The sequence below is a fragment of the Microbacterium nymphoidis genome (genome assembly GCF_021044885.1).
Classification (GTDB): domain Bacteria; phylum Actinomycetota; class Actinomycetes; order Actinomycetales; family Microbacteriaceae; genus Microbacterium; species Microbacterium nymphoidis.
This window is the reverse complement of the sequence record NZ_JAJNOD010000006.1, coordinates 80,347-101,992: the sequence shown is the minus strand read 5'-3', so window position 1 is coordinate 101,992 and position 21,646 is coordinate 80,347. Positions and strand designations below refer to the sequence as shown.

Sequence of the window (21,646 nt, the reverse complement as noted above, 5' to 3'; positions counted from 1 at the left end):
AAGCGGCGCAGGATCGGCCGGAGAGCATCCGGTGGAGAGATTTCGAGGGTCGATGCGCATGTGACACGATGGGGATCACACGCATCGAGGGGGCTCACCGTGACACTGAATCCGGGCACATATCCCGCGTGGACTCCTGCGCCACAACCGGGGATCATCCCGCTGCACCCGCTCAGTTTCGGCCAGATCCTCGGTCGCTCCTTCAGCGCGCTGCGCCACAACCCCAAGGTGCTCTTCGGGTTTGCGGTCTGTTTCCAGGTGGGCGTCAGCGTCCTCGGGACGCTGGGAATCACCGGTCTGCTGCTGCTCACGATGCCACGCCTGGAGACGGCGTCGCTCGCGTCCGACGACTACAGCACGATCGTGGCGGGCAACTCCCTGCTGATCTTCCTGGGCACATTGGTGATCGGTCTGGTGATGCAATGCGTCACCATCGTGGTGCAGGCCGTCGTCGCGGCGGACGTCGCGGGCGGCGTCGTGGCCGAGCGGCAGACCCTGGGACAGCTGTGGCGGCGGGTCACCCCGGTTCTCGGCAGGCTGATCGGCTACACCTTCCTCATCGGCCTGGCGATGGCGGTCGTCATCGCCGTGCCGGCCGTCGTGATCATCGCGGTGGCCGTCGGGGCATCGATGAGTCTGGGCCGCGGCGGCATCGCGATCACGGTCATCCTCGTCATCCTCCTGATCCTGGGCGTGTTCGTCCTCTTCCTCTGGCTCAACACGAAGCTCTCTCTGGTGACATCCGCCATCGTGCTGGAGCGCGCCGGCATCCGCTCCGCGATCGGCCGCTCCTGGACGCTGACTCGTAGTCGCTTCTGGGTGGTGTTCGGCGTGAGCATCCTCATCAACCTGGCCTTCGGAACGATCGCCGGCATCGTCGGTTCGGTCGTGCAGATGATCACGGGCCTCGGAGCCGCCGTTTTCTCCCCGACGGGCACCCCCAGCGACTTCTCGGCGATGATGAACACGCTGTTCATCGCCACGCTGCCGTCGCTGGTCGTGCAGGTCGTGATCCAGTCTGTGGGTCTCGTGGTCAACGCGACGGCGCTCACGCTCTGCTACACCGACGCCCGCATGCGACGCGAGGGCCTCGACGCCGATCTGCTGGCGTACGTGGAGCGGCGTGATCTCGGCGAGCCCACCTCGGATCCCTTCGCATACGACCCCGCTCGGGTGCACACGCCGTCCCCCGCGGGGGGCGCACCCGGATACGGTTCCGGTGGGCCCTACCCGATGTCGCCCGGCTACGGATCCGGATACACAGCGACCCCCGCGACACCGGGGTACGCCACGTATCCGCAGACGTCCGGCTACCCGCAGAACCCCGCGTACGGACAGGCACCCGCATACGGACAGGCACCCACATACGGGCAGACACCCACATACGGGCAGGCACCCACATACGGACAGGCACCCACATACGGGCAGACACCCGCATACGGGCAGACACCCGCAAACGGACAGGCACCCACATACGGACAGGGCCCTGCTGCACCGACGTACGGACAGGAACCCGCGTACCCGGCCGCGAGCGCACAGCAGCCCTTCGTCGCGCCGCCGACCCCGCAGCACAATGAGGGCGCCCCCGGCGATCCGTACGCCGCTCCCGTCGATCCCTCGCATGATGAGCAGTCCCGCTGACGTGATCGGATTCTCCGAGATCCCCCTGGTTCCGGACCCGGACGAGGCCCGCTCCTGGCTCGAGGACGAGCTGGCCAAGCCGGCCTACGCCGAGGCCCAGCCCACCTGGTTCGACCAGATGGCGAAGGCCATCAGCGATTTCATCTCGAGCATCCTCAATCCGCAGATCGGACCGGGCGGCGGCATGGTCGTCGCCGCCATCATCGGTGTGCTGATCGTGGCGATCATCGTCGCGGCCGTCATCGTGTGGGGTGTGCCGCGGGCACGCGCGACGTCGCGGCTCACCGCCGACGACCTGCTCTTCGGCGAGGAGGAGACCCGCACCGCCGCAGAGCTCCGACGCGCGGCCCGCCAGGCAGCCGCGGCGAGCGACTGGGATGAAGCCGTGATCCTCCGCTTCCGGGCACTGGCGCGCGGCCTGTCCGAACGCGGAGCGGTGCGCCTCGGGCCCGGAGCCACCGTGCACGCCTTCGCGGCGCAGGCTGCCGCCGCGTTCCCCGGCGAGGTCGCAGAGCTGAACATCGCGGCAGACCTGTTCGACGCCGTCCGTTACCTCCGACAGCCCGGCACCGCCGACGCGTTCGAGCGCATCACCGGCACCGACGAGCGCCTGGAGCGCACCCGTCCCGCCGCCCTCCCGGAGCTCACGGCGGTGACCGTATGACCCGCACAGCGCAGGAGGCGGGCACGCCGCTGGTCTCCCGCCGCCGGCGGGGATGGCGAGGGTGGCTCGTCGTGGTCGTCATCGTCGCCGTCGCCTCCGGGCTGCTGCTGTGGTCCGCGAGCGCGTTCACGGTGTCGGAGAAGGATCGCACCGATCCCGAAAGCCACGGCCCCGACGGCTACCGGGCTCTGGTCGAAGTGCTGCGCGATCACGGCGTCACGGTGGAGGTGGTGCGCGCCCGTTCGGACGTCACCCAGCTGCTCGACGGCGGTGCAGGCACGCTCGTGCTTCCCGATCCGTTCGCACTGTCGGATGACTCGGTTCGGGCGATGATCGACGCGGCGCCCGCCACGGTGCTGCTGAGCCCGAGCTCCGCCGTGCTGGATCTGGCCATCCCGGGCGCGGAGATCGTCGGCTACGGAACGACAGCGGTCGACGCGCACTGCGACCTCCCCGCCGCGAGTAGCGCCGGAACGATCCGTCCCGGCGCCCTGATGACGGGCGGCGAGATCGCCTGTTTCCCCGCGGGCGGTGGCGCGGCGCTGATCTCGCAGTCGGGCGAGGGGCGAACGGTGACCGCGCTGGATGCATCACTGCTGTTCACGAACGCGCACATCACCGAGAACGGCAACGCGGCGCTGGCGCTGGCCCTCCTCGGCCAGCACGACTCGCTCGTCTGGTACGTCCCCAGCTGGAACGACAGCGATGCGCAGGGCACCTCGGATGCCACTCTGGCCGATCTCACCCCCGGGTGGGTCACCCCCGCACTCGTGCTTCTGGCACTGACCGCTGCGGTCGCGGCGATCTGGCGCGGCCGGCGATTCGGTCCTCTGGTCGCGGAGCGGCTGCCGGTCACGGTCCGGGCATCGGAGACCCTGGAGGGGCGCGCCCGCCTCTATGCACGGGCTCGGGACACCGGGCACGCGGCGCGTATCCTCCGCCGGCGCAGCACCGCCGAGCTGGGCCGCCTCCTCGGAATGGGACGCGGTGCGACCACGGATGCTGTGATCGAGGCGGCCGCGGCCGCTGTCGCCGGCCCCCGTGACGCCCTGCGAGCCCTCCTCACCGGCCCGGAGCCGGGCACCGACGCCGAGCTCGTCGAGCTCAGCGACCGACTCGCACAATGGGAAGCGGCGATCCGCGCCGCCGTACGAACCGAAGGGAAGCGCTCGTGAGCACACCCGGATACTCCACCCCGGACCCCACCCGCGACGCGATCAACCGCGTCCGCTGGGAGGTGGGCAAGGCGGTCGTCGGCCAGGACGGAACGGTCACCGGCCTGCTCATCGCGCTCCTCGCACGCGGGCACGTCCTGCTGGAAGGCGTGCCCGGGGTGGCGAAGACCCTGCTGGTGCGCTCGTTCGCACGTGCGATCGGGCTGGACACCAAGCGCATCCAGTTCACCCCCGACCTGATGCCCGGCGACGTCTCTGGCTCGCTGATCTACGACGCCCGCTCGGGCGAGTTCGAGTTCCGCGAGGGGCCCGTCTTCACGAACGTGCTTCTGGCTGACGAGATCAACCGTACGCCGCCGAAGACACAGTCCGCGCTGCTTGAGGCGATGGAGGAGCGACAGGTCTCCAGCGACGGCGTCAGCCGCCGTCTTCCCGAGCCCTTCCTGGTGGCCGCCACGCAGAACCCGATCGAGCAGGAGGGCACCTACACGCTGCCTGAGGCCCAGCTGGACCGGTTCCTGCTCAAGCTCATCGTGGAGGTGCCCGGTCGCGACGCCGAGGTGGACGTGCTCCGCCGTCACGCCGCCGGCTTCACCCCGCGATCGCTGGAATCGGCCGGCCTGCAGACGGTGGTGACCCCCGCCGAGATCGCCGCGGCGCAGGCGGCCGTCGCCCGCGTCGCGGTGACGGACGACGTGCTCGCCTACATCGTCGATCTCGCCCGGGCCACGCGCAGCAGCCCGTCGGTGCAGGTGGGAGTGAGCCCGCGCGCCTCCACAGCTCTGCTGGCGGCCGCGAAGGCGTGGGCGTGGCTGGGCGGATTTCCGGCGATCACGCCCGATCACGTGCAGGCCATGGTCGTGCCCGTGTGGCGGCACCGGCTGCAGTTGCGTCCCGAGGCCGAGATCGAAGGCGTGTCGGCGGACTCGGTGCTCACCAGCGTCCTCGCGCAGACCCGGGTACCGATCTGACGTGTATCTGACCGGCCGTGCCCCCGTTGTCCTCGCCCTCGGCGTGGTGCCCGTCGTGCTCTCTCCGAGCATGGGCATCAGTGCCTGGACGATGCTGCTGTTGTGGGTGGTGCTGGTGCTCGCCCTCGTGGTCGCGGACACCGCCCTCGCCGCAGATCCCCGACGGCTCGCGGTGGACCGGGACGTCCCCGGGCGCTCACGTCTCGGGGAGCCGGTCCGCACCGAGCTGATCCTCACCAACCACGGTGCTCGGCGCGCTGTCCTGGTGGTGCGAGATGCCTGGCAGCCGACGGCCGGCGCGCCGCAACGCCGCGAGCACGTCGTCATCCCTGCGGGGGAGCGACGCTCGATCGTCATTGCGCTTCTCCCCCGGCGCCGGGGTGAACTGCGCAGCGCCTTCGTCACCGTGCGTTCGGCCGGCCCCCTGGGCCTGGCCGGCCGACAGGCGAGCCTGCACAGTGAAGGCCGCATCCGGGTGCTCCCGGCGTTCTCCTCGCGAAGGCACCTGGCCTCCCGCGTGGCGCGGCTCAAGGAGCTCGACGGCAACACGTCCATCCAGGTGCGCGGGCAGGGCACGGAGTTCGACTCGCTGCGCGAGTACGTCCGCGGTGACGACGTCCGCTCGATCGACTGGCGTGCCACCGCCCGTGCCGGCACGACGATGCTCCGCACCTGGCGGCCCGAGCGTGACCGGCACGTCGTGGTGATCATCGACACCGGGCGCACGGCTGCCACCCGTGTGGGCGATGCCACGCGCCTGGACGCCGCCATGGAGGCCACGCTGCTGCTCGCGGCGCTGGCACAGCGAGCCGGTGATCACGTGCACCTTCTGATGTTCGATCGCGTCGTTCGGGCACGGGTGACCGGCGTGGACGGCCCCGGGCTGCTGCCCGCGCTCACCGACGCAATGGCGGGTGTCGATGCGCAGCTGATCGACACCGACTGGGATGCGGCGCTTGCCCAGACCCGCGCGCTGGGCGTGCGCCCGTCGCTGCTGGTCATCCTCACCGCGCAGGACGAGCCGCTGAGCTCGCGAGCCTTCCTGACCTCGCTCGGGCTGGTCCCGCGGGGCGCGCGGCTGGTGGTGGGGTCGGCGACGGACACCGCGCTGGATGAGATCGCTGCCGAGCGCGGAGATGCCGACGCCGTCTACCGGGCGGCGGCCGGAGAGCAGACCGCGCACGAGGCGGCACTCGTCGCCTACGCCGTGGAGCGCTCGGGCGGCGACGCCATCGCCGACACACCCGAGGACCTGCCGCCACGCATCGCCGATCGCTACCTCGAGCTCAAGGCCCAGGGCCGGCTCTAGCCCGCGAGACCTCTCTCTGTGGGCGAGAATCCGCGCAACGCGGCGACCTCCGCCCACGGAGTGCGCCATACGACGATGGCATCGAATCACGGGCGAGTCGTATTTACGAATGAGTCAGAAAAGCGCGTAGACTCGACGGCATGGCACACCGGGAGAAACCGACGGCGGAGCACGTGGCGAACGTGCTGCGCGGTGCCGGTCTCCGGGTCACCGCGCAGCGCGTGGCGGTGTACACCGCTCTCGCCACCCACCCCCATGCCTCGGTCGATGCCATCCACGGCGCGATCCGCGACGCGGTCCCGGGCATTGCCCTGCCGACCGTGCACGGCGTGGTGGGAGATCTCACCGACGCGGGCATCGTCCGCCGCGTGAGCCTGCCCGATGCCGATCGCGCCCTCTACGAACTCGAGTACGTCGACAACCACCACCATCTGCAGTGCATCGTCTGCGGGCGGGTGGAGGACGTGGAGTGCACCGTCGGGCACGCCCCCTGCTTGATTCCCTCTCAAGACCACGGAATGCGCGTGTTGGAAGCAACCGTCACCTTCCGTGCCATCTGTTCAGACTGCGAAAGGAATGGACATGGCTGAAGCCAACTTCACCACCACCCAGACCGGCACGCCCGTCGCCAGCGACCAGTTCTCGCTGACGGTCGGCGCTGACGGTGTCACCGCCCTTCACGACCGCTACCTGGTGGAGAAACTCGCCTCCTTCAACCGCGAGCGCGTGCCGGAGCGCAACCCGCACGCCAAGGGCGGCGGGGCATTCGGCGAGCTCGTCATCACCGAGGACGTGTCGCAGTACACCCGCGCGGCGGTGTTCCAGAAGGGCACCACCAGCGAGACGCTCATCCGCTTCAGCTCCGTCGCCGGTGAGCAGGGCTCCCCCGACACCTGGCGCGACGTGCGCGGCTTCTCGCTGCGCTTCTACACCACGGAGGGCAACCTCGACATCGTGGGAAACAACACCCCCACGTTCTTCATCCGCGACGGGATCAAGTTCCCCGACTTCATCCACTCCCAGAAGCGCCTCGGTCAGTCGGGTCTGCGCGATGCGGACATGCAGTGGGACTTCTGGACGCTCTCGCCTGAGAGCGCGCACCAGGTGACCTACCTCATGGGCGACCGCGGTCTGTCGAAGTCGTGGCGGCACCTCAACGGCTACGGCTCGCACACCTACCAGTGGATCAACGCCGCCGGCGAGCGGTTCTGGGTCAAGTACCACTTCCACACCCGTCAGGGTGTCGTGGCGATGTCCCCGGAAGAGGCCGAGCGCATCGCCGGTGCGGACGCGGACTACTACCGTCGCGATCTGTTCACGGCCATCGAGAACGGCGACTTCCCCACCTGGGACGTCTCGGTCCAGATCATGCCGTACGAGGAGGCGAAGACCTATCGCTTCAACCCGTTCGACCTCACCAAGACGTGGTCGCACGCGGACTACCCGCTCATCCCGGTGGGCCACTTCACGCTGAACCGCAACCCGCAGAACTTCTTCGCGGAGATCGAGCAGGCCGCCTTCTCGCCCGGCAACCAGGTCCCCGGAACCGGCATCTCGCCGGACAAGATGCTCATGGCACGCGTGTTCGCCTACCCGGACGCACAGCGCCACCGCATCGGCACCAACTACAACCAGCTGCCGGTGAACCAGCCGCACGCCGCCCCCGTGAACAACTACATGCACGAGGGCAACATGCAGTTCCTGTTCAACCCGGCGGACGCCCGCGTCTACACCCCGAACTCCTACGGTGGCCCCGCGGCCGACCCGGCACGCGGTGTCGAGGGCAGCTGGGAGAACGACGGCGAGCTCGTGCGCTCCGCGTACACGCTGCACGCCGAGGACGACGACTTCGGCCAGGCCGGAACCCTGTACCGCGACGTGTACGACGATGCCCAGAAGGCCCGCTTCCTGGAGGTGCTGCTCGGTCAGTACGCCGCCCTCACGCAGGACCGCATCAAGGAGCGCTTCATCCAGTACTGGACGAATGTGGACGCCACCCTCGGCGCCACCATCCGCCAGCGCGTCGGCGCCTGATCGCTCACCCTCAAAAGGGGGCCGGACCACATGGTCCGGCCCCCTTTTTGCGTGCGGAGCCGATGACACAGCTTTGCGGCTAGGTGTGCGTCGCTCTCCCCGGGAAAGCGCGGGGCCGATACGATCAGCGACGAACCAGCGGTGCCCCCACAACAGTCGTTCGAACGGAGTATCAAATGAGTCGTGATCCGCGCACGGGCAAAAGCCCCGCGTCTGCTGCATCGGCCAGCGCCGAGCCCACCATGGGCTCGAAGCTGGCGGCCGAGGCTCTCGGCACCTTCCTGCTGGTGTTCGGCCTGATCGGCGCGGCCCTCTTCAGCTCTCATCTCGCCGACGTCCAGAACGCGCCGGCTCCGGGTATCGTCCCCGTCGTCGCCGCGGTCGCGGTGGGTCTCAGCGTCATCATGGGCGCGTACGCGTTCGGCCCGATCTCGGGCGGACACTTCAACCCCGCCGTCACCCTCGGTCTCGCCGCCGCGGGACGATTCGCGTGGAAGGACACGCTGCCCTACATCATCGCGCAGGTCGTCGGTGGCGTGGTCGCCAGCAGCGCGCTGGTGCTGATCGGCCTGTTCGGTCCCGCCGGATGGCTCACGTCCGCACAGGACAGCGGATTCGCCAGCAACGGCTGGGGCAGGCTCTCCCCCGGCGGGTTCGACATGCCGGCGGCGATCATCATCGAGGTGATCCTGACCGCCGTGTTCCTCTTCGTCATCCTCGGCGTCACGCATGCCAAGCGCGGCACGCAGTTCGGCGGCCTGGTGATCGGTCTCTCGCTGACGCTGATCCTCCTCGTCGCGGTACCGGTGGACAACGCGTCCGTGAACCCGGCCCGCTCGCTGGCTACTGCGATCTACGGCGGCGCCGATGCGCTGTCGATGCTGTGGGTCTTCATCGTGTTCCCCATCGTCGGCGGTCTGCTGGCCGGCTTCTCCTACCGCGCCCTGTTCGACAACGTCCAGAAGCGCTGAGCACGCGAGCGATGGGGCGGGACCGATCCGGTCCCGCCCCATCGCCGTTCCTGCCGGTCAGCCCGCGTACAGCGTCGGGGTGCCGGCTTCGTACTCCGTGAGGTCGCCGGTCTCGCCACGACGGGTGGCCCAGCGTCCGATGACCAGCATGTAGAAGAGGAAGATTCCGAGAGCCAGCGCGCCGATGGTGATCTTCACCGCGGACGGCCAGGGCTGGCCGGTGACGAAGCCCTCCACCAGCCCGGACAGGGCCAGCGACAGGATGAGCCCGATCACCGTGGTCGCCAGTGCTCGCCCGGCGGCTGCCAGTGACTCGCCGCGCGTGCGACGCCCGGGCGCGATCCAGGCCCAGAACACGTGAAGACCCGCCGCCGCAGCGACGAAGATGCTGGTCAGTTCCAGGAGGCCGTGCGGCAGCAGGCTGAGGATCAGCACGTCACCGCGATCGAACGCCAGCATCACGGCACCCGCGACACCGAGGTTGACGGCGTTGCTCATGATCACGTACACGGGGAAGATCCCCGTGACGCCGAACATCACGCACTGGGCGGCGATCCAGGCGTTGTTCGTCCACACCTGGCCGGCGAACGCCGCTCCGGGCTCGTAGTAGTCGGTGAAGTCGTTCTCCGCATACTGCTGCAACTGCGCCTGCGAGCCGAGGGTGGCGATCAGGGCCGGGTCCGCGGAGATCCACAACGCCGCGAGTGCGGCGATGCCGAGGGTCGCCACGGCGATGGCCAGAGTCGTCCAGCGCAGTCGGTACAGCGCCGCGGGCAGCTGGAGCGCGAAGAAGCGCGGGACCTGCCGGGCAATGTTCTCCCCAGCACCGGTCAGCCGGTGGCGGGCGCGGGCGATCGTGACCGAGAGCGCGTCACCGAGCTGCGTTCGTCCCGCCGAGGTCTTGATGTCGGAGAGGTCGGCTGATGCCGCCCGATAGCGCACCACCAGCTCATCCACGTCCGCGCCGGAGAGTGTGCGCGATCGCGACAGCTCGTCGAGGCGATCCCACTCCCCCCGGCGTCTGCTTCGCAATGCGTCCAGATCCATTGGTGTTTACTGTACCCATGTCTGCTGTCGTCGGCTCGATCCATCAGGATGAGATCCTCACCGGTGAGGCGGTGGCCCTCGACGTGCAGCCGCTGGGGCTCATGATGCGGGCGCTCGGCGCCGTGATCGACATGCTCATCGGCTACGCGATCATCATCGGAGCCTTCGCCGCGCTGTTCGCCTCCGGTGTCGACGCGTCGGTGTTCGCCATCATCCAGATCAGCGTGATCGTGCTGGCGTTCGTTGTCGTCCCGACCGCCGTGGAGACCATCACCCGCGGACGGAGCGTCGGGAAGCTGGTGGTGGGCGGGCGGATCGTCCGCTCCGACGGCGGGACGACGGGTTTCCGGCATGCCTTCATCCGTGCACTCATCGGCGTTCTCGAGATCTACATGACCTTCGGGGGCCTGGCCTTCCTGGTGGGCGCGTTCACCCCGCGTTCGCAGCGGCTCGGGGATCTCGTCTCCGGTGCCTACTGCGAACGCACACGCACCCCGCAGGTGCCCGAGCATGTGCTCGTGCTGCCGCCCGCACTCACCGGCTGGGCCCAGCTCGCCGACGCCGGACGGCTTCCGGTTCGCCTCTCACGCCGGATCACCCAGTTCCTCGCTCAGTCGGCGAATCTCATGCCGGGGGCACGCGCCCGCATCGCGCAGGAGCTGGCGGCCGAGGCGGCGCAGTGGGTGTCGCCGGTTCCACCGGTGGACGCGGAGACCTTCCTGCGCGCGGTGGCGGTGGTGCGTCGCGAACGGGAGGCACGCGCCCTGGACATTCAGAGCGAGCGCGTGAACACGCTGCTGGGATCGGTGCGCTGATCCGGTTCAGGACTGGAGCGTCTCGTGGCGGATGACGACCCAGCCCTTCGGCACCGACAGCCGCTCTGTGTGCATGGCGCAGAGGTCGTGGGCATGCGGATCGCCGGCGGCGCCCAGCGGCCCGATGGCAGCCATCTGATCCGCGTAGTCGTACGTGAGCGTGGAGACCGCCTCGCGGGAGCAGCCGACCTTCGAGCAGAGCCTGGTGAACATAGCCCTCCCACCCTATGCCCGATCGCGGACATCGCACGGCGACAGGCACGGCCGCCACAGCGCTCGGCGACCTAGGATGGAGGAATGATCTGGCCGCGACGTCCCGCTCCGCCGGCTCGTCCGCGCCCCGCCCGCCACGGCCGCCACGGCCGCACCGGGCGCAGCCCCGTCGTTCCGCCGCCGCTGCCGCCGCTCGAATCGCGGCAGGACCGCTTCGAGCTGGTGGTGCACGACACCGCGCAGTTCCTGCGCGACGCGTGGGAGGATCTGCGCGAGGTGTCCTTCGAGGTGGGGATCATGCCCACGCGCGCGGACGCCGAGGGAATGCCGCGGTGGTTCGTGGATCGGGAGGCCCGGCGCATCGTGATCTTCCGGTTGCCGATCGAACGACTCGACCGCGCCAACCGCATGGACGATCTCGGCGCCAAGATGTCGATGGAGGGTGCGGTCTTCCGCGCCGCGGCCGAGTACCTCGATCGCGATCCCTGGGACCTGGGCACCCAGCGCTGGCGCAACTGACCTGCGTCAGCGTGTGATCGTGATCGGAGCGCTGTCCGCGTCGGCGGGCCACACCGCGGCTGCGGCGAGTCGCTGGCCATCGGCATAGGAGACGGTCGCGTGCAGCGCGCCCTCGCCCGGATCCAGCACCGCGTCGGCGGTGCTGGCGACGGGGACCTGTGCGCCGCCGTGCGCCGGGACGTTCACGGTGCTCTCCCGCCCTCCGACGGTGACCGTCGCAGACACGTCGTCATCACCGTCGTTCCACAGCGCCAGCACGGCTGCCGCACCTCCCGCGACCGCGAACGCCGTGGGCGCGGAGATCTCCGGAGCTGCCGGATACCAGGCGTCGTCATCACCCTCACCCGCGCCGGTCGCCTGCCAGACGGCCGCGACCAGGGGCGATGCCCCCTCCACCGTGACGTCGTACGCCCCGGCGGGCAGTGCGTCTAGCGGAATGTCCACCGGGATGCCGGCCACGGCGTCCACGCTGAGCTGGACCGGCGCTGCAGCGCCGTCGACGGGCTGCGCGCTCACCGTGACCGGTCCGGAGGCATCCGGCATGAGGACGCGGACTGAGGTGAGGGCTGGCCCAGCGGTCGTGACCGTCACACCGGGGATGATCTGACGCGCCGAAGCCTGACGCACCGCATCCTGGAAGTCGATTCCCGCAGGAACCAGCCCGCGCACCAGCGCGGACTGCAGCGACGCCTGCACCGGAGCGCCCTCCGCGTGAACGTTGATCACCGGTGAGCTGTCACCGCTGGACAGTGACGCGACAGGAACGGTCGCCACCGTCCCGGGCGCCACCGAGAGCGAGCCGCCCGCGGGGGTGGTGGGGCCGGCGAGTCCGTAGACGGTGAAGGACACGGTGGCCGTGACGCCGAACGGGTTCGCGATGGTGATGACACCGGAGGAACCGGTGCGCCCGTCGATGCCGACCAGCCAGGACTCGGTGAGCGGCGGGCGGCACGATGAGGCCGCATATCCCGAGAGGTCATCGGCCTCGGAGGAGAACGAGGCGGCGCCCGCCACCGCGGCGCGCTTGCCGTCCACGGGCGGGGCGCTGACGACGCCGAACACGGCTCCGTCGACCCCCAGCACGGGAAGCTCATCCGACGCGGCACCGGAGTCCGACAGGATCGGGGTCAGGCGGGCTGCCTCCGACACCGTCTGGGCGGAGTCCGTGACCCGCCCGAGCACCAGCGCCGAGCCCGTGCACACCAGCGTGACGTCGCCCGGAGCGGGCTCTCGGACCGTGGCTGGCACGGCAGCGGAGACCGCGGGAAGCGGCGATACGACGGCCGCAGCGACACCGACAGCCGTGACGGCCACGGCAAGGATGCCCGCTCCCGCGCGAGCGAGGCGGCCCCGGGATGGTTCCTTCGTCATTCCTGCTCCTTCGACGCGCCGATCATGCGCGGCCGCACGCGAGCCGCACGCACGGAGGCGCGGGTGGGAATGGCCAGCAGCACCGCGATCACCAGCGACACCAGAGCCGCGATGATCAGGATCGCGCTGACCGAACGGTCGTCTGAGGTGAGCGCCGGGCGGGGCGCCACCTCACCGGTCACTCCCCACAGGGCGCCCTTGCCGGTCTCGCCGACGGCGGTGAATGCGGGGTTACGGTCGAACGCGGCCACGGCCTGGGCGCGCAGCGCCGCTGCGGGCCCCGAGGTGGCGGTCACCGGCTCGACGAGCACGAAGCGGATGCCGAGATCGGCGAACGAGACGTCCTGGGCCTGAGGGGTCATCGCATCGGCGATGCGGTTCGCCAGCTCCTCCTCCGAGGCGGTGAACGCGGTCCGGGTGCTGAGGATGCTCGACTGGGCACCCAGCGAGTCCGAGGATCCCCACACGACCCGTTGCACGACTGTGCCGTCCTCGCGGATGTCGAGCACGAGGGTCGCGCCACGTGCGCCTTCGTCGAGCTCCGCTGCGACGTACGCCGGCAGGGTGCTGCGCGGTCCGTTCTGTGCAGCGGCGTCGCCGCGCAGAACCGCCGTGAGGTGGGGAACGGCGGTGACCAGCACGAGGAGCACGCCGATGGTGCCGAGCGCACCGCGCAGGCTCCGCGGCATTCGCAGCGAGTGCAGCGCGAGGAGAGCGCCCAGGACGAGAGCCGACCAGGACACACTGCCCAGGGAGCCGGGCCAGAGTGCCACCGCGGCCCCGTCCACCACGCTCACGGAGATCCCGGAGGCCACGAGCCCGGCAACCGCGGCACCCCCGGCGACCAGGAGCAGCGGCACACCGACCCGCCAGCGCACGGTGAAGGCGCCGACCGCGGCCAGAACGGCGACCGGGACCACGAGCGCGGGAGCGAACCACGCCCACCGCACGAGGGCGTCGCCGGCACCGGCCGACGAGAGCAGGCCGGGCCACCCTGCCCCATCGCCCGCAGGGAAGCCGGCGAGGAGCGACAGACGCCCCCACAGATCGTCCGACGCGCGCGCACCCTGGTAGGGCAGTCCCGGATCCGCCAGCAGGCTCAGCGGCTGCTTGTGTGTGACATGGAACCAGACGAGGGGCAGGAAGAACACCGCGGTGGGAACCAGCGTCCACAGCAGGCGGATCGCACCCGAGAACCGGGCGACGCAGATGGCCGCCACGCACGCGACGATGGCGATCACCGCGAGGACTCCCCCGGCGCTCGGCGCACAAGCGGCCACCACCAGCATCAGCAGGGACGCCGCTCCGGCCGAACCCCAGGATCGGTGGGCCGCCAGCCCGGTGTACACCAGCCACGGCAGTGCCACGTGAAGGATGACGGCCGCCGGGCGGGGGTCGACGAGCGCGCCGAGAAATGTCGGGGCGATCGTCCACAGCACCGCACCGGCGATCCGCAGGCCGGAGCGCTCGGTCACGCGCGTGGCGGCGAACCACCCGCCGAGCGTGGCCAGCGGCAACGCGGCGACCCACAGCACCACCAGCGCCGAGGAGGGGGCGGCGGGCATCAGCGAACCGAGCACGGCCAGCACCGCCGCGAAGGGGTCGGCCGGCAATGCGCCATCCAGGCCGTATCCGCGCTGGCCGAACACCGCATCGGTCCACAGGCTGGCCAGCTGCGTGCGCAACGGCAGTGCCCCGCCGCCGCCGAGGACCGGCCAGGACAGCAGCGGGAAGAATGCGACGATCGACACCGCCAGCGACGCCAGCACCGTCCACGCACCGCCGCCCGAGAAGAAGCGCAGTTCCGGTCTCGTGGTGCGGGCCGACTGCCCGTCGCCGAGCAGGATCTCGCGTCGCTCAACGCGTCCGATGCGCAGGGGATCCACGCGCCACCAGTCACCGCGTCGTCCGCGCAGGCGGGCACGCGAGCGCGCGATCGACGGCCAGCGGAAGGCGGCAACGAACGCCGCCGCCCACTCCGGGAGCACCGCGCCAGGCGCCTTCGCCAGCAGATGACTGACGGCGCGCCAGAGGGCGATCGGCAGGAAGGACAGGATGTGCAGCGGGACGACCGCGGCCGGCGCGTAGACGAGGCGCCGGTGCAACTGTGCCAGCCGCGTGACGTAGACGATACGGCGACGGTCGGCGGCGCGGACCGGATCCGGCAGGCCCGCCACCCCGTCCGCACGGACGGCCACGCGGGCCGCGGGTGCGAGCGCCACACGGTCGCCGCCCAGACGCGCGCGAACGCCGATGTCGAGTCCCTCGTCTGCACCCCCGAGGGCACGATCGGGAAGCAGGTCCCCGCGGCGCTCGGCGCGCAGCAGCACACCGCGGATGTCCGCGCCCAGGACGTCCTCGCGGCCGTCGTGCTGCCCCTGGTCGAACTGCCCCGCGGCAAGCTCCACGCTCTCGCCGCCGCGCGACATGCTCACCCCGAGGGACGCGATGATCTCGCTATCGCTGCGACGGACGAGTTTCGGAGCGACCACTGCCACGGAGGGCTGCAGCTCGAGGACCGCGGCCAGTCGCTCCAGCGCGTCAGGAGCGGGAGACGTGTCCTGCGCCAGCAGCCACAGCGCGTGATCGGGATCCACCCGGCGCGACGCCAGCTCGATCGCCTCCGCGAACCCGGTGGCGGCGTCTGCCTGAATGATGCCCTCGGCACCGGACGCGTCGGCCACCTCCGCGAAGCGGCGGTCCTTGCCGCACAGCACGATCGTGAGCGCATCCACGGGATGACGCTGGGCTGCGACCGCGGCGAGCGTCTCCTTCAGGTGGGGAAGCCCTGCGGCGCGCGCATCCGGGTGCGCGACGATGACGGCGTGTACAGGAGCAGGCATGGCGCTTCAGCGTAGGCAGGCTTCCGGCGCAATTCGGGAGTGCCGCGCCGGGAAGGGGTCAGACGGTCCGGGGATTCACCGGGCTCGGGACGCAGAACGGCGTATCGCCCATCTCCAGGAGATGGACGATACGCCGAATTCCGTGTCAGCCCGCGCGGCGCTTGAGCTTGCGGCGCTCGCGCTCGGACAGGCCGCCCCAGATACCGAAGCGCTCGTCGTTGGACAGCGCGTACTCGAGGCACTCGCCGCGCACATCGCATGATGAGCAGATGCGCTTGGCGTCTCGCGTGGAGCCGCCCTTCTCCGGGAAGAACGCCTCCGGGTCGGTCTGCGCACAGAGCGCCTCGCCCTGCCATGCCAGTGCGTTGTCCTCGTCATCGGCAACCGGCCGCCGGACCCCGGGCACTCCCAGGTTCACCGGATCGACGAACCAGTTGTCGGGGACGCTGGAACGGTACTGTGATCCCGTCATCTGCTCTCCCACTGTCTTCCCCCTCACGGACCGCGTCAGTCGCGGTGCGCTCACATAATTACAGCGGTGTGATTCGCTCGGGTCAAGTCGCAGAGCATATTTCCTCAACCCGACCTTCAAGCTTCATGACACACCCCGGGAGTGTCACGAAGCGGAATCGATGCTCTCCCCGGGCGTCGCCACGAACGCCTCGCCGGTGCCGCCGATGCGGAGCGGACCTGACGCCCCCAGCGCGATGGCCGCCTGACCGGGTGCCAGGAGGACATGCTCCCCATCCAGTTCCACCGCGCACTCACCCGCCGTCGCCACCACGATCGCGGGACCGTCCACCCGCATGTCGGCGATGACGCCGCTGCCGGCGTCGGGCCGGGCCACGGCCAGGGCGAAATCCGCCACGCCGGGACCGTAGGTGTCCACACCGGTCGCACCGGCGAGGGGCCGCGGGTGGATCACGGGAACGACCCCCGGTGTGGTGTCCAGCAGCGTGAGCAACTCGGGAACGTCGACGCGCTTGGGGGTGAGCCCGCCCCGGAGCACGTTGTCGCTGGCCGCCATGATCTCGACGCCGATGCCGCTGAGGTAGGCATGCAGCAGGCCCGCCCGCAGATACACCGCCTCCCCGCGCCCCAGCACGGCGAGATTCATGAGCATGGCGACCACGATGCCGGGGTCTCCCGGGTACACGGCCGCGATCCGGCGGGCGGCTGCGAGCTCGTCGGCGAACTCCGCAGAGGCGGCTGTGGCCAGGGCGTCGGTGACATCGGAGACGATGCGGGCGGCGTCCCCGGCGAGGAGGTGCTCGATCGCGCGGCGCAGGATGTCGGCGTCCGTGACATCGGCGACGGGGTCGAGCAGGGAACGCAGCTCCCGCACGCCCTCGGCGTCTCCGAGGCTTGCGAGGTAGCGACGGGAAGCATCAAGGGGGCGCAGGCCGCACAGCGCTTCGAATCTCTCGCTGAGCGACACGATGAGCTCCGGCTTGTGGTTGTCGTCGCGATAGTTGCGCTCGGGCGCGTCCAGGGCGAGCCCCGCCTCCCTGGCCCATCCCGCCTGCGCCTGAGCGCGCGAGGGGTGCACCTGGATGGACAGCGGCGATCCGGCAGCGAGCAGCTTCAGCAGATACGGCAGCGGGCCGGCGGAATTCTCCGCGAGTCGCTCGGGCAGCGAGGTGCCGTCGGCCAGCACAGCGGGAGAAGCAGGGTGATCGCCGAACCACACCTCCGCTTCGGGAGCGCCCGTGGGCTCACGTCCCTCCAGCTCGGCGAGGAGAGTGGTCGATCCCCAGGCGTAGTCACGCGGCGTGTTCGTCATGAGCTCCAGCACGGCGCCAGCCTATCCGCACCCACAGGTGCCCCCGAGCCGGGTCCGCTACTCTCAGTCCGCTATGACCGTCACAGCTCCCGTCCCGCTCCCGCGCATTCGCGCGCGCACACGGGCCGACGCGTCTGCGGTGCCCCTCAGCCGTGAGGCGCTGCGCTCGGAGCAGTCCACCGTGCTGATCCGCGCACACGCCGCGGTGGTGGTCTTCGCCATCTTCTGCGCCCCGGCCTTCGATCGCGCCGCCGGCACCACGGGCGCTGCGCTGGTGTTCATCGCGCTCGCGATGGTGACGGCACTGCTGTGGATCCCGCGTCTGCTGCGCCCCGGGCTCGCGCCGGCCTTCCCCTGGCGACGGCTGCCCTGGATCGCGCTGGCCTACCTGGCCTGGGGCGCGGCATCGACGCTCTGGACCAGCTGGCTGCCCTCCACGCTGCTCACCTTCGGCGGCATGATCGTCATCACGATGCACGGGCTGTTCCTCGCATCGAGTCTCTCCTGGCGTGAGCTGGTCCAGGCGTTCAGCCGCGGCCTGGAGGCGGCGGTCGGGCTCTCCCTGGTCTTCGAGCTCTTCGTCTCCCTGGTCGTTCGCGCACCGCTGCCCTCCGCATCCTGGGGCCCGGTGCTGGTCGACCCCGAGGACCCCAAGCTGTACTGGTCGCAGAACCTGCTCCTCGAGGGCGGGCGCATCCAGGGAATCGTGGGCAACGCGAACCTCCTGGCGATGATCTGCCTGATGGCGATGCTCGTCTTCGCCGTGCGTTTCGCGGATGACGCACGCGTGCGCGTGCGAATGGCGGGATGGTTCGTCATCGCCGCCTACCTCTTCATCCGGTGCGATTCGGCCACCGCCTGGGTGTGCGCGTTCGGCGCCGTGCTGGTTCTCGTGGCCGTCCTCGCCATGCGACGGGTGCACGTGCCCGCGGGGCGCGGGAGCCTGTATGCGCTGTTCCTGTCGATCGGCGGCGCGCTCGTGGTGGTGTGCCTGTTGTTTCGCGACGAGCTGTTCCAGGCGCTCGGACGCTCGTCCGATCTCACCGGCCGCCGGGACATCTGGCGCGAGGTCCTCGCGCGCGCATCGCAGCACCCCCTCGACGGCTGGGGGTTCGCGAGCCCGTGGGTGCCGTGGGACCCGGGGTTTCGCTCCTGGATCCTGGAGCGCACCATCCCGGTGATGCAGGCGCACAACATGTGGGTGGACGTGTTCTTCCAGCTCGGCCTCATCGGCGTGTTCTTCATCGGCATCACCTACGCCGCCTTCACCTGGCGGGCGTGGTTCTTCGCGATTGATCGCCCACGATGGGATGCGCGCGCCGACCGCCCCTACCGGGCGCTGAGTGTGCTGCCCGCACTCATCGTCGCGGTGCTGCTGGTGCAGGGCCTCACGGAGTCCAACCCCATCATGCTGTGGGGCTGGCTGTGCGTGATCACCTTCGCGTTCAAGATCAAGTCCGCGCCGCTCGTGGGAGAGCAGGGCGACCCGCGCTGACGCGCACGGAACAACCGGTTTCACCAGCCTTTCCCGCGATACCCTGGGGGAACGATGGCTCAGCACTCCTCCCACCCGATCGCAGCTGCGCCCGCACCGCCCGCGCGGGAGCGCACGGCGCGACTCTGGTTGCGCGCGTACTGCGTGCTGGTGCTGGTGCTGGCGATGTGCATGGGTGCCCTGAACAACCTCGTCGGCCCGGAGGGCGTCGCGCTCGTCCTGAGCGTGTGCACGGTCGTCACCGTCCTGATCTGGACCCTGTCCCCGGTCATCCGGCGCGCGACGGCACAGTCCTGGCCGCGCGCCCCGTGGGCCTTCCTGGGCTATGCGGCCCTCGCGGGGCTGTCGATCCTCTGGTCCGCGTGGCCCGCGGTGTCTGCGGCCACGTGGTTCGCCCTGATGGTGACCACGGCACACGGCGTGTTCCTCGCGGTGGCGCTGACGTGGCGCGAGGTGGTTCGCGCGCTGGTCTCGGCCTGCCGCTGGGTGCTCGGGCTCAGCCTCGGTTTCGAGCTCTTCGTCTCGGTGATGCTGCGCCACCCCGTTCTCCCACCCTTCCTGGGCGAGGTCACCGACCCGAGCACGCAGCTCTACTGGTCCCGCGACAACCTCTTCACCTCCGGGCGGATCCAGGGGATCGTCGGCAATTCGAATCTGCTCGGCATGATCTGCGTGCTGGCCCTGATCGTGTTCGTCATCGCCGCCCTGGCCGGCCTGTCGCGCCGCGGGGTCGCCATCGCCTGGCTCATCGTCACTCTGTTCCTCCTGGTGCGCGTCGGCTCGGCCACCGCCGCAGTCATCGCTTTCGCGGTGCTGCTGGTCGCCGCCGCGGCGATCGCCGTGCGACGCAGCCACACGCTGCGGGCGCGACGCAACTGGTACGTCCTGTTCGGCGCGGTCGCGGTGGCCGGGCTCGCCGCGGCGCTGATCGTGCGAGACCGGCTATTCGAGCTGCTGGGCCGCGGCGGCGATCTCACCGGCCGCGGCGAGATCTGGAGCCAGGTGATCGAGCGGGCGAATCAGCGCCCGGCGTTCGGCTGGGGTTTCGCGACTCCCTGGCTGCCCTGGGACCCACACTTCGACGGCTGGATCATCGACCATGGCCTGAGCGTCTTCCACGCGCACGACATGTGGGTGGACGTGTACCTGCAGCTGGGGTTCGTGGGCGTGGTGGTCATCGCCGCAGCACTGTTCGCCCTGGTCTGGCGGGCGTGGTTCCTGGCGGTGGATCGTCCGCGGTGGGACATCGAGTCGCGACGCGCGTTCTCCCCGCTGAGCCTGCTGCCCATCCTCGTGGTGGCCGCTCTTCTGGTGCAGGGCATCACGGAGTCGCGTCCGCTGATGGAGTGGGGATGGCTGCTGATCGTGCTGCTGGCCACCAAGACCGCGGCCGACCCCGTCCTTGCCGGTGAGCCGATCGCTGCTCCCCGCCGCCGGCGCCCCCGCCCCGGGGCCTCAACACCGACGCCACGATGAGCGGGCGCTGGGAACCGGTGCGCTCTGCGCTCGATTCCGCCGCCATGGCGCGCGCGTACGCCCTCGCCGCCTTCGGGACGTTCTTCGCCGGCCACGCGATCGAGGCCATGGCGGGCTCGGTCACGCTGATCACCATTGCGGCGGGGCTCGTGGCGGTGGGCATCGCGATCCTGGTGGTCCGCCGCGCCGAGATCAGCCCGCTCCGGCTCGTCCCGCTGTCGGTGCTGCTGTTCATCACCTGGGCGGGGATCACCCTCGTGCTTCCTATGTCGGGCCCGACACGTTCCTTCTCGCACTGGCTGGCACTCGTCGGCGTCGCGGTGATCGCCGTCGTCATCGCGCACATCCGGGACACGCTGCAGACCGTTCGTGCCCTCGGCGACGTCCTGCGCACCCTCCTCACGGGATCGCTCCTGGTCGAGATCCTCTCGGGCGTCCTCCTGGACATGCCGTTCCCGTTCCTCGGCGTGCAGGGCGCGATCGCTGCCGGAGGACCGATCCAGGGTCTGTTCGGCACCCGCAACATGCTGGGGTTCGTCGCGGTGATCGCTCTCATCACCTTCGTCATCGAGCTGCGCACGCACTCCATCTCGCGGGGGCTCGGGATCTACTCCCTGGTGCTCGCCGGTGCGCTGGCCGCCCTCAGCTCCTCCCCCACCGTGATCGTCCTCTCGCTGGCGGTCGCCGTCGCCTCCGCCGCCTTGGCGATCGTGCGCCATACGCCCACGGAACGCCGCACCCGCATCCAGTGGATCCTCGGCGCCCTGGTGGTGGTCGGCATCGGGACCGCCTACGTGCTTCGCCACCAGGTGATCGCACTGCTGGACGCCGGCACCGATTTCTCCACCCGCGCCGAGCTGTGGAACTCCATCCTCGTGCAGGTGCGCTCACACGCCTACCAGGCCTGGGGCTGGGTGGGCCCCTGGAATCCGGATGATCCGCTCGCCTTCCCCTACACCGCCATCAACCTCTTCGGCCGTCACCATGCCTCCGCACTGAGCGCATACTTCGACGTGCTGCTTCAGCTCGGCTGGCTGGGACTCGTCCTGTTCGCGCTCCTGGCCGGGACGGCGCTGGTGCGCTCCTGGCTGGTGGCCAGCGAGCGCCGCTCCGTGCTGTACGCCTGGACGCCGCTGGTGCTGGTGACCCTGCTGGTCGACTCCGTGTTCGAAAGCTTCACGCTGTTCGGCGTCGGCTGGCTCATGCTCGCGCTGTGCGCGATGCGCGCCGGGCAGTCGCGCTCCTGGCGTGAGGCGGCCGCCGCGCGCGCTCCGGAAACTCCCGGGACCGCACGGTAGGCTCGAAACGGCCCAGCCGCC

Annotated in this window: 19 protein-coding genes; 13 read left to right on the top strand and 6 right to left on the bottom strand. The window is 70.3% G+C overall.

The window, feature by feature from the left end; genetic code table 11:
* Window positions 1–99 precede the first annotated feature (99 nt).
* The 8 genes from LQ566_RS15415 to LQ566_RS15380 all read left to right on the top strand — a co-directional run bounded on the left by LQ566_RS15415 (window position 100) and on the right by LQ566_RS15380 (window position 8,765).
* Complete coding sequence (locus LQ566_RS15415) at window positions 100–1,641, top strand: DUF7847 domain-containing protein (RefSeq protein ID WP_231092661.1); 1,542 nt, start codon at window positions 100–102, stop codon at window positions 1,639–1,641.
* Complete coding sequence (locus tag LQ566_RS15410) at window positions 1,625–2,305, top strand: DUF4129 domain-containing protein (RefSeq protein WP_231092660.1); 681 nt, start codon at window positions 1,625–1,627, stop codon at window positions 2,303–2,305. Before LQ566_RS15415 ends, LQ566_RS15410 begins: the two co-directional genes overlap by 17 nt.
* Window positions 2,302–3,480 carry a DUF4350 domain-containing protein gene (locus tag LQ566_RS15405; RefSeq protein ID WP_231092659.1) on the top strand — a complete coding sequence of 393 codons (1,179 nt, stop codon included), beginning with the start codon at window positions 2,302–2,304 and terminating at the stop codon, window positions 3,478–3,480. The genes LQ566_RS15410 and LQ566_RS15405 overlap by 4 nt, the downstream gene beginning before the upstream one ends.
* Window positions 3,477–4,451, top strand: a complete 975-nt coding sequence (locus LQ566_RS15400; protein ID WP_231092658.1) for an AAA family ATPase — start codon at window positions 3,477–3,479, stop codon at window positions 4,449–4,451. The genes LQ566_RS15405 and LQ566_RS15400 overlap by 4 nt, the downstream gene beginning before the upstream one ends.
* Before the next feature lies 1 nt (window position 4,452).
* Window positions 4,453–5,760, top strand: coding sequence for a DUF58 domain-containing protein (locus LQ566_RS15395; protein WP_231092657.1), 1,308 nt, complete (start codon window positions 4,453–4,455; stop codon window positions 5,758–5,760).
* 140 nt (window positions 5,761–5,900) lie between these two features.
* A complete protein-coding gene (locus LQ566_RS15390; RefSeq protein WP_231092656.1) occupies window positions 5,901–6,350 on the top strand; it encodes a Fur family transcriptional regulator in 450 nt (149 codons plus the stop codon).
* Complete coding sequence (locus LQ566_RS15385; protein ID WP_231092655.1) at window positions 6,343–7,794, top strand: catalase; 1,452 nt, start codon at window positions 6,343–6,345, stop codon at window positions 7,792–7,794. The genes LQ566_RS15390 and LQ566_RS15385 overlap by 8 nt, the downstream gene beginning before the upstream one ends.
* 176 nt (window positions 7,795–7,970) lie before the next feature.
* On the top strand, window positions 7,971–8,765 hold the full coding sequence (locus LQ566_RS15380) for an aquaporin (RefSeq protein WP_231092654.1): 795 nt from the start codon (window positions 7,971–7,973) through the stop codon (window positions 8,763–8,765).
* A gap of 57 nt (window positions 8,766–8,822) precedes the next feature.
* Here the strand turns inward: LQ566_RS15380 and LQ566_RS15375 are convergent, their stop codons facing one another.
* Window positions 8,823–9,812 (bottom strand): stage II sporulation protein M, encoded by a 990-nt coding sequence (locus LQ566_RS15375; protein ID WP_231092653.1) that lies wholly within the window; start codon window positions 9,810–9,812, stop codon window positions 8,823–8,825.
* Window positions 9,813–9,829: 17 nt separating this feature from the next.
* Here LQ566_RS15375 and LQ566_RS15370 point away from each other — a divergent pair, with 17 nt between their 5' ends.
* A complete protein-coding gene (locus tag LQ566_RS15370; protein ID WP_231092652.1) occupies window positions 9,830–10,627 on the top strand; it encodes an RDD family protein in 798 nt (265 codons plus the stop codon).
* Window positions 10,628–10,633: 6 nt separating this feature from the next.
* On the opposite strand, the gene LQ566_RS15365 is transcribed toward LQ566_RS15370, so the two are convergent.
* A complete protein-coding gene (locus LQ566_RS15365; protein WP_231092651.1) occupies window positions 10,634–10,840 on the bottom strand; it encodes a DUF3499 family protein in 207 nt (68 codons plus the stop codon).
* 84 nt (window positions 10,841–10,924) lie between these two features.
* Here LQ566_RS15365 and LQ566_RS15360 point away from each other — a divergent pair, with 84 nt between their 5' ends.
* A complete protein-coding gene (locus LQ566_RS15360) occupies window positions 10,925–11,359 on the top strand; it encodes a hypothetical protein (RefSeq protein ID WP_231092650.1) in 435 nt (144 codons plus the stop codon).
* A gap of 6 nt (window positions 11,360–11,365) precedes the next feature.
* On the opposite strand, the gene LQ566_RS15355 is transcribed toward LQ566_RS15360, so the two are convergent.
* The 4 genes from LQ566_RS15355 to manA all read right to left on the bottom strand — a co-directional run bounded on the left by LQ566_RS15355 (window position 11,366) and on the right by manA (window position 17,368).
* Entirely contained in the window at window positions 11,366–12,730 is a 1,365-nt protein-coding gene (locus LQ566_RS15355; RefSeq protein ID WP_231092649.1) for a DUF5719 family protein, read from the bottom strand.
* On the bottom strand, window positions 12,727–15,573 hold the full coding sequence (locus LQ566_RS15350; RefSeq protein WP_231092648.1) for a glycosyltransferase: 2,847 nt from the start codon (window positions 15,571–15,573) through the stop codon (window positions 12,727–12,729). Before LQ566_RS15350 ends, LQ566_RS15355 begins: the two co-directional genes overlap by 4 nt.
* Window positions 15,574–15,718: 145 nt before the next feature.
* Window positions 15,719–16,045, bottom strand: coding sequence for a WhiB family transcriptional regulator (locus LQ566_RS15345; RefSeq protein WP_308071089.1), 327 nt, complete (start codon window positions 16,043–16,045; stop codon window positions 15,719–15,721).
* 144 nt (window positions 16,046–16,189) lie between these two features.
* A complete protein-coding gene (gene manA, locus LQ566_RS15340) occupies window positions 16,190–17,368 on the bottom strand; it encodes a mannose-6-phosphate isomerase, class I (RefSeq protein ID WP_231092647.1) in 1,179 nt (392 codons plus the stop codon).
* 61 nt (window positions 17,369–17,429) lie between these two features.
* Here manA and LQ566_RS15335 point away from each other — a divergent pair, with 61 nt between their 5' ends.
* The 3 genes from LQ566_RS15335 to LQ566_RS15325 are packed head-to-tail and all read left to right on the top strand — an operon-like array spanning window position 17,430 to window position 21,625.
* The gene (locus LQ566_RS15335) at window positions 17,430–18,851 is read left to right on the top strand and encodes an O-antigen ligase family protein (RefSeq protein WP_231092646.1); all 1,422 of its coding nucleotides are present in this window, start codon (window positions 17,430–17,432) and stop codon (window positions 18,849–18,851) included.
* Between the two features lie 54 nt (window positions 18,852–18,905).
* Window positions 18,906–20,327 carry an O-antigen ligase family protein gene (locus LQ566_RS15330; RefSeq protein WP_231092645.1) on the top strand — a complete coding sequence of 474 codons (1,422 nt, stop codon included), beginning with the start codon at window positions 18,906–18,908 and terminating at the stop codon, window positions 20,325–20,327.
* The gene (locus tag LQ566_RS15325; protein ID WP_231092644.1) at window positions 20,324–21,625 is read left to right on the top strand and encodes an O-antigen ligase family protein; all 1,302 of its coding nucleotides are present in this window, start codon (window positions 20,324–20,326) and stop codon (window positions 21,623–21,625) included. The genes LQ566_RS15330 and LQ566_RS15325 overlap by 4 nt, the downstream gene beginning before the upstream one ends.
* The last annotated feature ends 21 nt before the right edge of the window (window positions 21,626–21,646 follow it).